The sequence below is a fragment of the Bradyrhizobium tropiciagri genome (assembly GCF_001189845.1).
Taxonomy (GTDB): Bacteria; Pseudomonadota; Alphaproteobacteria; order Rhizobiales; family Xanthobacteraceae; genus Bradyrhizobium; species Bradyrhizobium tropiciagri.
On the sequence record NZ_LFLZ01000137.1, the window covers coordinates 1 to 10,122 of the forward strand.

The 10,122-nt window shown below is 57.5% G+C and carries 6 protein-coding genes and 3 pseudogenes; 5 read left to right on the forward strand and 4 right to left on the reverse strand.

Translation table 11 applies throughout. From position 1 onward, the window contains the following. The 3 genes from AKN84_RS49800 to AKN84_RS49810 all read left to right on the forward strand — a co-directional run. Positions 1 to 194 (forward strand): DUF2285 domain-containing protein (locus tag AKN84_RS49800; protein WP_128971704.1); only part of this gene is annotated, 194 nt, incomplete at its 5' end. Between the two features lie 200 nt (positions 195 to 394). After that, positions 395 to 541: a transcriptional regulator domain-containing protein gene (locus tag AKN84_RS49805; protein ID WP_244485795.1), complete on the forward strand. Its 147-nt coding sequence runs from the start codon at positions 395 to 397 to the stop codon at positions 539 to 541. 308 nt (positions 542 to 849) lie between these two features. Then, entirely contained in the window at positions 850 to 1,122 is a 273-nt protein-coding gene (locus tag AKN84_RS49810; RefSeq protein WP_244485796.1) for a DUF2285 domain-containing protein, read from the forward strand. Between the two features lie 445 nt (positions 1,123 to 1,567). Here AKN84_RS49810 and AKN84_RS43575 read toward each other — a convergent pair whose 3' ends face one another. The 3 genes and pseudogenes from AKN84_RS43575 to AKN84_RS50945 form a co-directional block, all read right to left on the reverse strand. Further along, positions 1,568 to 2,521, reverse strand: a complete 954-nt coding sequence (locus tag AKN84_RS43575; protein ID WP_050426490.1) for a LysR family transcriptional regulator — start codon at positions 2,519 to 2,521, stop codon at positions 1,568 to 1,570. Between the two features lie 69 nt (positions 2,522 to 2,590). Beyond that, positions 2,591 to 3,223 (reverse strand): acyl-homoserine-lactone synthase, encoded by a 633-nt coding sequence (locus AKN84_RS43580; RefSeq protein ID WP_050426491.1) that lies wholly within the window; start codon positions 3,221 to 3,223, stop codon positions 2,591 to 2,593. A gap of 94 nt (positions 3,224 to 3,317) precedes the next feature. Further along, positions 3,318 to 4,071 (reverse strand): annotated as a pseudogene (locus AKN84_RS50945) (helix-turn-helix transcriptional regulator). Positions 4,072 to 5,346: 1,275 nt separating this feature from the next. Here AKN84_RS50945 and AKN84_RS47000 point away from each other — a divergent pair. Together AKN84_RS47000 and AKN84_RS43590 are read left to right on the forward strand one after the other, a co-directional pair. Then, a pseudogene (locus AKN84_RS47000) lies at positions 5,347 to 5,984 on the forward strand (transposase). Positions 5,985 to 7,218: 1,234 nt separating this feature from the next. Continuing rightward, positions 7,219 to 8,145, forward strand: a complete 927-nt coding sequence (locus AKN84_RS43590; protein WP_050426492.1) for a TauD/TfdA dioxygenase family protein — start codon at positions 7,219 to 7,221, stop codon at positions 8,143 to 8,145. Between the two features lie 350 nt (positions 8,146 to 8,495). On the opposite strand, the pseudogene AKN84_RS47005 reads toward AKN84_RS43590, so the two are convergent. Further along, a pseudogene (locus AKN84_RS47005) lies at positions 8,496 to 9,426 on the reverse strand (IS630 family transposase). Between the last annotated feature and the right edge of the window lie 696 nt (positions 9,427 to 10,122).

A 10,122-nucleotide genomic window follows, 5' to 3' on the forward strand; every position in this document is an offset into this window, starting at 1 on the left:
CGACCTATTGGCGCCTCCTTGATGCCGCAGCTGAGAGGGCAGACTGGAAAGAAGTAGCTCGCATTGTGTTGCGTATCGATCCAGATCATGAACCTGCACGCGCCCGCCATGCATTCGATACTCACCTGGCCCGAGCAAACTGGATGGCAGACCATGGTTACCGCCATTTGCTGCGCGGCCGAGCCTGCAAATAGCAAGCCTTCGTCGCCTGAGACCCGGGATTGAGAATAGGCTTCTTCTCTATCCAAGGTGATCGTTCCTACGCATCACGCGATGCGACATTAGCGACTTGTCGCGCAACCGCTGGCTTTATAGACATTGCCTCACAATTTAAATGGGGATCAGTTGCATGTCCGAGCTCGACTGGCGCTCAACGGAGCCATATCAGCGCATGATGGAAGCAGGGGACAGGGCAAATTTTGCTTGGGAATCGCTCAGGCGCAGTCCGAACTTCCGACTTGCTTATCGGGAGGCTAGCAAGCGGAGCGGGAACGTGAGCGCCGAATTCCGAAGGAGATGGGGCGTCTGCTTTCGCGCATGACCCCCAGCGGTCCTTCTTCGAGCAAACCATCTTCTGGGCACCCGAGGCTTTGCCCAGCGTGGTGCCAATAGTACGTAGCACATCTGCCTCGCAAGTCGTTGGCGTGCCGCTGCTGCTCGCTGATCTTGCGTCAGGCAGTATCAAACGGGCTTCGGATGGTTGGCATGCCGTATTGCGCATTCAGGGAGTGCAACATCACCTTTGGTTGAAACAGGCGCCGCAGGTAGGAGCTTTCTATTCCGCCGAACTGCCGTTACGATGCGGACTGCGAAATTCGCGGTTATGCCTCACATCGGCTCTGGCGCGCCATTAATGGTCGCCCGGTGGGACCTCCGTATCATCGGCTGTCGGCGCAGCAGCGGGAAAGACTAGCGTTGGCGCTGCGAGCGCTGGATGGGTACACGGATGGCGCATCCTATCGCATTATCGCGGAAGTGTTGTTTGGCAGACAACGCATCCCTGAGCGTGGCTGGAAGACCCACGACGTTCGTGCCCGAACAATCCGCTTGGTGAAGGCTGGGCGTGCTCTTGTGCGCGGCGGCTATCGCGCACCGCTTCGTCCGCCATCTCGCAAGCATTAAACTAGGGCTGCCGAAAAAAACATTCTTGAATGTTCCGCACGCCCTAAGCGCGAATACCTGGCCGTCGTGACCGCCGGCGCCGCCCCCACCCGGCCGCGCTCCGGTCGATGGCACAGACCTGAACACGCCGGTCCGAACGCCAGCTTGCCACTGCGATCCCTACGCACGCATAAAGCTGCGCGCCTTCTCGGCCTGTGTGAGCACACAGTCAATCGCGACCCACGCGCCACGGGTGGCCTGACCTATCGCAAGCTGGGTGAACGTGTCGTCTATCCGCTCCGAGGTCTCAAAGCTTGGGTTGACCGCGGAGCCACGTCGACGAGCGGTGCCGGCGCCGGATCGATGTTGTCGGCTACAGGCAGGATGAGCCCAACTGATTTGCACCGATATTGCGGCGCGCTCCGCAGCTGCGGGCAGGCATTTTTTTGAGGGCTCGACCGGCGCGTCAACGCCCGAGCGGAGGCGAAGGGTAGCGCTCAGAGACTAGCTGCAGGAAGTCGGCCAACGCCGGGTTTTCATTTTCGCCTCGCCAATAAACTGAGAAGCCGAACCGGCTGGGGCCGGTGCCATCGCGCAGCTCTCGGTAGGTCAAGCCCGCGAAATTAGCCCCCATGTCAGATTCCAGAACGAGGCTTATGCCGGCCCCCATGCTGATCAGACTCTTGATGATGCCGCTGCTGACGTCGTGGCGTTCAATTTTGGGACGATCCTCAGGCGAGACAAGCTTAGAAATCAGGAGATATTCAAACTCTTTTCCGGGATCGTAATGGCTCAACAAAACCGCCTGCTCGCGCAGGTCAATCCAATTGACAGTCTCACGCGAACTGAGAGCATGGTCTTGAGGTAAGGCAACCAGGACGCGCTCGCCCCACAGCGACAGGGTTTTGGCGTCCAACAATGGCGGACGCCCTGGTACTATCAGCGTGTCGATCACGCCGTTGCGAAGTGCGGCCGCCAGACGTGTCCGTGATCGTTCGATTGTCGCTAGTTCGATTTGGGGATAGCGCTGCTTAAATTCGAGCAGCGAGGTTTGGAGATTGCCTGCTGAAAGCGAGGTGCAGAATCCGACACTCAGACGGCCACTTTCGCTACTCTGAACTGCGTGCGCGCTTGCGATAAGTGCGTCGAATTCTTCCACAATCGACCTTGCCAGCCGAAGAATACTGCGGCCAGCCCGCGTCGGACGCACACCTCCACTATAGCGCTCAAAAATAGCTATCCCCAAGTGGTGTTCAATCTCGCTAATTCTTCGGCTGACGCTCGATTGTTGCGAGCTCAGCAACTCTGCAGCTTGACGGAAACTACCGCAATCGGCCGCGGCAACGGCCGATTTGAGGTGCTTCAGTTCAAGAGCTTTGCCGGCTTGCAGTGACGGCCGCCGTTGACGGAAATTGCGCATTTTAAGGCTTGAGCGAGCGGGGCTGCCGCCGCAATGTAGGGATAGTGACTTGTACCTGCTTCTCAAGGCTTAAGCGGCAGCTCGGATGACGGGAGCCCAAAGCACCGGGCCTGACATGCGCCCGGCCTTGCGGATGCGCTCCAACGCATCAGTGGACACCTCCAAATAGCCGGCTAATGCGGTCGTATTCCCGAGTGGTCGAGGCATTCCAATCGAACGAAGGGGCCATCCTGCACGCCGAAGAATACCGTCCATGCGAGCATCAGTGACGGTGACGATTTCCGTTAGTCCGGTGGAGAGACCAAATTCGATCATAGCTGCAAAGAGTTCGTACGTGGCTGCAGCAAGTCCACCGCTCGCTTTTGGTGTATCAGGCGGAACGTCGAGAGCGAAGCGGCTGCTTTCCCACACCTGAGAGCTTCGTGGTGCACCTTGTCCGTCGAGAAGAACTGAGAAAATTTCTCTGAGCATAGTTGGTCCAGTCGACGGCAGAAGGCGGACACAGCCCTGAATCCTTCCATCCGTTGCGCGATGCAGCAGGTGAACTGGCCTGAGGACATCATATTCGTCGATCTCCATGTCGCCGCTGACCCACACATTCCAATTCAGCCGAAGTTTGAACACGCGATAACGCAGCCGGTGCATCTCAGCAAGGTCGTTGGTGAACTCGCTGCAATACTGTGGCGTAATGAGCTGGATCATTCCTACTTCCCCGCTTTGATTTCGCAAATCAAGCTGGAAGCCAAGGTCGCCGCACCCTGTACAGTCGCACAGGTGCTTATTGCGCGGCGTGGACCTATCTTCGAGAGTTCGCTTCGGCTAAAAGCGCGACGGCTTGCCGAAGCGAGCGAACGCCGAGCTTTGCTCGGACGTTATCCAGGTGAAAACCTGCTGTCCGCCGAGATATTCCGACAATGATCCCGATCTCGGCGGCCGATTTTCCGCGAGATGACCATTCGAGACATTGGAACTCGCGAGGAGATAACACAACCCCGCCGACGACGCGATCCGTGGTCGATAGGCGCCTTGCATGTGCATGAAAAAACATCGCGATTAGTCGCAGATTCTGGGCCTGCTCGACTATCGAGCGCTCAAAATTAGTCCGACGGCTCGTCCGCCGCGAAACTCAGCGCCGCGATCGCACCCCGGTGATCGTGGATTGGAAACGTGAGTCCGCAACGAATGCCAAATCCGGCAGCCTCTTCAAATAGCTCACGCTCGGAGTCCGACTGATCTCGCGGTTCGTATCCGAGTCCCCATCGAAAGGGTTCCGTCTGGCGAATCGCCCGACGTACAACCGGATCGACGGTTTCGTATTTGCGCAGCAAATAGCGAGCTGTCCAGGAGGATGGATACGTAGAAATTAAAGTCGGGGAATTAGCCGGCCCGTGCGGTAGCGCAAGATATGCGAAACACGACAAGTCCAGCGCCGCAGTTATATACGCCATGCTCTGTTGAGCAGCGTGGTGGTCTGTGCATTCGGTCAGGTGATCGACGAAGGTCTGAATGATGGTATACGTCCGTGACGAACGCGCGGCATCCCTTCTCATCGGTGCTTGCCAACATTGCGGCCTACGCGCGGTACCTAATTTGCTGGTCTGGCTCATGCGCGGGTTGGGCTCTCGAGCTGCGGAGTTGCCGTTCGATTAGCGAAGCCATGGTAGCTTGGAAGTCTGCAAATGAGAACTTTGTGCGTCGAATGCGGCTAAAACTGGAAGACTGCATGCATCCTTAAGATCTGTCGGGCAACACGTCCTAGTCATTTGTGATTGCGATCTGACCGTGAGCTTAGATGGAACTTTTTCCGGCGTTTCGGCCTCTCAATCGCCATAATCCTCTCAAGCATGAGTCGTTCGCTGGAGCGAACACTAACATCGGCTCATGAGCTGGTTCCACATGCGCCATGTGTCCAGCTGGATCGCGCGCTGTAGGTCGGTTGATAACGATCTTCTCGGGCCGCGATCTCGCCTTTTTTGAACACGCTCTCATCGTGAGATGCAGCGGCTCGTCGGATTGGAGGAACAGAGAACGACGGTACCCAACAGCCTAAGATCATTGTACGTTACGTACGAAGACTGCCTCTAAGATTCGACGTGCCCCCGCCAAACGGCTGCCAAGATACCTCAACACTGGGTGACCGATGCAAATGTCGAGGATTGGAACGCGACCCGACGACGGCAATGAATAACTCGGCCTGGTCGCACCAAGGCGATGTGATCGCGCCACTGCTTGTATAATCTAACTGCCATATGCTGGATGAATGGTTCGAGCGGGTGGTGCGGCTGTGGCCTAAAGGGACGTGTGCCTTCTTGCGCGACACGCCATCCCCCGTATGAGACGCATGTGTCACTGTGCTGCCTGATTGGAGGATTCTACGAAGTCGCGCTTCGTCTCAAGCCGGTCAACGTTTCTCCTTGCTGCTGCTTGGACAGTTTCCTAAATGTCGCCACCCATGTGATAGCGCTGTTAGCTCACCGATGTTGCGGCACAGCTCGCAATGGGTGACCTCAAACTTCCAGGCGTCTCCCCGATGCTTATCAGCAGTTTGCAACCGCTTGGAGCCGAGTTGCACGGGAACCCAATAACGCGGCGGCGCATCGACGCCATGCGCGGGATTGCGTATCCAATAAGATGCCTATGGATAGCCTCAATACTTGCTCGTTCGTTCTGGTCGTGCCCCGCCAGTAGTGTAGCTCGGTAGAGCAAAGCCACCCGGGCGCGCGCCCGCGAGCGGGCGACTTTGCGGTGGTCACCGGCAGTTCTCCGGTAGGATCGGGTTGCGACACGCCAACGCAACCGAGGAACCACCGATGAGCGATGACATGATGAACCTGCACACGCTCGTGGAGAAGACCCCTGATGCCGATCTGTTGTGCGAGATGATCGGTTTTGCGGCCCAGCGCCTGATGGAGCTGGAAGTCGAAAGCCGAACCGGGGCCGCCTATGGCGAGAAGACCCCCGAGCGTCTGGCCCAGCGCAATGGCTACCGCGACCGGATCTGGGAGACCCGCGCCGGCGCAGTCGAACTACGCATCCCAAAGCTGCGCAAGGGCTCCTACTTCCCGGGCTTCCTGGAGCCGCGCCGGATGGCCGAGAAGGCGCTGACCGCCGTGGTGTAGGAAGCCTCTGTGCAGGGCTTCTCGACCCGTTCGGTGGACGACCTGGTGCAAGCGATGGGCATGACCGGCATCTCAAAGAGCCAAGTCAGCCGGCTCTCCAGGGAGATCGACGACAAGGTGAAGGCCTTCCTTGCCCGTCCAGTCGAGGGGGACTGGCCGTACTTGTGGATCACGCCACCTACGTGAAGGAGCGTCAGAACGGCCGCATCGTATCTGTCGCGGTGATTGTCGCGGTCGGCGCGAACAGCGACGGCAGGCGCGAGATTCTCGGCATGGACATTGGTCCGTCAGTGCCGCCGACGCCATGTCGTTGGCCGGCGGAACAGGTCCATGTTGCCGGGTAGGATGTTCAAAAATGGCCTCGCCAGAATGTGCATCGTGTCTGCCCGCGTTAGCACGTGGGGCTTGCACGAGCGGCAAGGCATTGATCAATAGGGCACTAACAACATCGACCCTCGACCAGTTGGTGTCGCCGTCCCGAGAGGCACCAACGCCAGATCGGATTGATCGGGGCCAACAGCGCCCACTCCTCTGAAATACGATCCATCAGCAATACGGCGGGTTTGTGAGCAGACAAAACAACAAGGCGGTTCACGCGGTTAGGCACTATACGTCGTCTCGCCGTGTCCGAAGTTTGTGGATGGCTCTACAGTGATGCGCCCATCTGGCCGAATCATCATTGGTTTGAACGTGCACTTCGATCGGCAGCCGCACCGCATAGCCCGGGACCGTAAGACTTGTTCTCTCGCTGGCCAAGCAAGTCCTAATGCCAATGCAGCTTGGCACCTAGACCCTTCGAATCGAAGCTCCCTTGATCGTCTGATCTGCCAGCTAACCCGATGCGTTCACGAACCTCATTCGCCATCTAAAATTGGTTGAAAGGTAGAATGGGCCACGGACCACCGCGCAACTACTGACGACATTCGAATCGCACTGAGGCCGCTGAAGCGCATGAACACGCGAGATGTCGCATCATTCATTGCTGCACGATCGCCCGGATAGATGATCCACCGTGACGCCGCGATGAGCGAAGAACACATTATAATGGATATTCCGAACAAGAACTTGTTACTTGCGATTTCGGATGCAAAATAAGACAATCTATGGTAGAGTGTGCGGAATTGATTTGCCCCGACGAATCAAACTCGCGCGCTATTGGCTTGTCCGCTTGTAACTTTTTGATTGTGTCTATGGCAGTAGAGCTGTCGGTAAGACGGTTACTTCAAAGAATATTTTAGAGACAGGCTTGCTGACGAAGCGAACATTGCGCTTGGACGAAAAGAAGACCGGTTTCGTTTCATGGACGGGACATCGAATGCGCGTAAAATTTGCGGTGCCAGAATGAGGCGTCCTGCTGCAGGTCCGTTCCGATAATGATGTCTATGGATGCCGACTGTCGAGTAGGCTCGGATCGCGATCACGCGATGGTCGTTAACGTTTCGCGCGTTCTCCACCGAAAGACATCGCGGCCGAGTTGTCACGGGCGGGCCAGTAACAAAAGCAAGTTGGCTGCGCTTCCGTCGTCAGTTTCGCCGACCATGGATCGCGAGTTTTGTTTATCGTCACGAAAGTGAGGTCATGATCATGAGCAATAGGACCATTGGCGACATCATTCCGCGAGCGGATATCATCAAGCACGGAACCCGGTTAGGTAGTGAGATCAAGAACATCAGGCTCTGCGATGAGCTGTCAGACGAAGCCCTTCAGGCCATTGCTCAATTGCTCCTCGTGCGCAAGATCATCTTCTTTCGTGGTCAGGCGCACCTTGATGATTTCGAGCGGCAGCGCTTTGCCGTCCGACTTGGTTCGCTCATACCGTGTTCGATAGTCCGTGGAATGGGGCCGGCAAGGTTGGCAATGGCGTCGGTCGGCAGCAGCGGTTCTACCGACCAAATGCACATGAATGCTGCCGCCGGTGAGACATACTCAGATATTTCAATCCTGCCCAGCATCGTTGGCGGGGATATTGTTTGGTCGAGTCCTGCGACCGCATACCTTGATCTTCCGGAGCCGCTACGGATGCTCGCCGACAACCTGTGGGCCGTGCGCTACAGTGACCATGATTACGCCGCAAGCGGGGACGCCAAAGAGGGGGGCCGGTTACATCTAGATGATGTCTTCACTGGAACGATCCATGAAGCCGCGCATCCAGTCGTCTATGCTCATCCAGAGACTCGCGAGCGAATGCTTGTGCTCGGACATTCCTTAGAACATTTCGTCGGTCTGCAGAAGCGCACCAGCGAGCGGCTATTCAAACTACTTCATTCCTACCTTACCGCGCCAGAAAATACTGTGCGCTGGAGTTGGAAGTCGGGAGACGTTGCAATCTGGGACAGCTGGCAAACTAAATGTGTGACCGTTAAATATTTCGGCGATCAAGATATCGCACCGAGTCGCCTCATTTGCGACGACGACGCATCCCCTGGTAAGGCTGGTCGTCTCACTGCGCACATCAGGGGACCAAAGCGGGCAGACGGCCCGGGCTGCATGATAGTGGTCCGCTGATCTAGTCTATCATGACAGGCGGCGTGCATACGCCGCCGGCATGTGCCAGCGCGATGAGCAGTGTCAATTAGTGGACTTTTGGCCTGAGACCTTCACTTCCGATTTGCAGTACGGCAGCTGAAGACCCGTGTCCAGGATCGAGGCGTAGCCACGCCGGTGACGCTTTCGCCTTGATCAAAATCGTTGGTCAACTTGCAATACTCAAAACGAGAATTCCCGTGCAGTCGATAGTGATCGAACCGCTGGCAGCAGGTGCAGGCCGTCTCCTCGATGTCTATGACGATTGCAATCGCTGCATGCGATCCGGCAAGTCGCTACCGTCGCCGCGGCTGCGCCTTACGTGGATGGCATTAAGTTCGATAGCCTGAATTTTTCAGGTAGTTGGCGCATTCCTCGGAGGTGAAGGCATCGCGTGCGTGGCCGATTGCGGCGCAGACTGCGTCGACGGTTCGCGCGGCAGCTTTGCGGAGCAGGTGCTTGAGCTTGGCAAAGACCTGTTCGATCGGGTTCAGGTCGGGCGAGTATTTTGGCAGGAAGAAGAGCTTGGCGCCGACTGAACGGATGAACTGCTTTGCTCCTATGGCTGCCGAGGTTATCCAGGATGACGATATCGCCGGGCCGAAGAACGGGCAGAAGAACCTTTTCGACATAGGTGCGAAAGCTCACGCCGTCGATCGGCCCCTCGATGAACCATGGCGCATCGATCCGATCATGGCGCAGGGCCGCTAGGAAGCTCATGGTCTTCCTGCGGCCGCGGGGAACCTTGGCGGGAAGTCTGTGCCCGCGCGGAGCCCATCCCCGCAAGGGCGCCATATCGGTCCTGGTCCATGTCTCGTCGATGAAGACCCAGCCGCTCAGCTTCGATGCGACCTTGATATTCTGTCCACTGGGCTCGCCGGCGAACTACCTCGGGTCGATCGCGTTCGCGAGCCTTCACGCTTTTTTTGAAGCTGAGCTTCTTGGCATGCACGAAGTCCCACACCGAGTGGTAGTCGACCTTCAGACCGCGACCGGCAAGTTCGACCACGAGACCGCGTATGGTGAAATCGCCCTCCCTGATCCGCTGAGACAGCCAGACTGCGTGGTCTCGCGAAACCGCCTTCGGCTTGTGACCGCCATCTGCCCAGGCTCAACGCTACTGGTCTCCTCGACCCGCTGCACCCAGCCGACGGCTGTGCTGATCGCCACCCCGAACTGCTTGGCCGCCCGATTGCGCGACATCCCGTCCTCGATCGCGGCTACGACACGCTTACGGAGATCCAGAGAATAAGGCTTGCCTATCCATGCTGGCCCCCTATCCAGCTCCTATCCAGCCAGCATGGTGAATCAGAAACACATTGATTTGGGAATCCCAAATCGATTCAACCAAACCCCATCCCGCTTTAGAGCGATGGTCAACCGGCGCTCCGATGTCCGCTATTGATGATTAAACGCGGAGCCTGGCACGATGGCCGATCGGCCGTTCACAGAGATGCATAGGCGGAGACGGAATCGCGAACGTCGGTGATCAAGCTCTGAGACGCGGATTGGCTACGGATCCCCGATTTTACGTCCGAGATTTACATCTTATTGCAGGCGTCGAGGGCTCGTGGCGGCACGAACCATCTGAGGGCATTCCCGCCGCCGTGTTCCGCCTCTGCCCATGCAGCATGATAAGAAAGCCGCCCGATCACGTTGCCTGCACACTTGCTTGGCAACCTCCCACATGAAGCTGATCAGGCCGCCGCCGACAACAGTGGAGACCCACCGTCGCCCCTCTAACAGCAGGCACTAGCCTCAGGTAGCAGGCCGTCGATTCCCCTATGCTCTCACGCGATCTCTCGCACGCCGGCCGGTGCCTGCTCGAGACGGTATGGCTTTGTCTTGCTGATCTCCCCGGCGCGTATCGACACCACTCGACCAACATACCCGACAAGGCCGTTGCCGGCATTGGTGATGCCGCCAAACTAACCACACACTTCGATCGGCCGCTTAGCA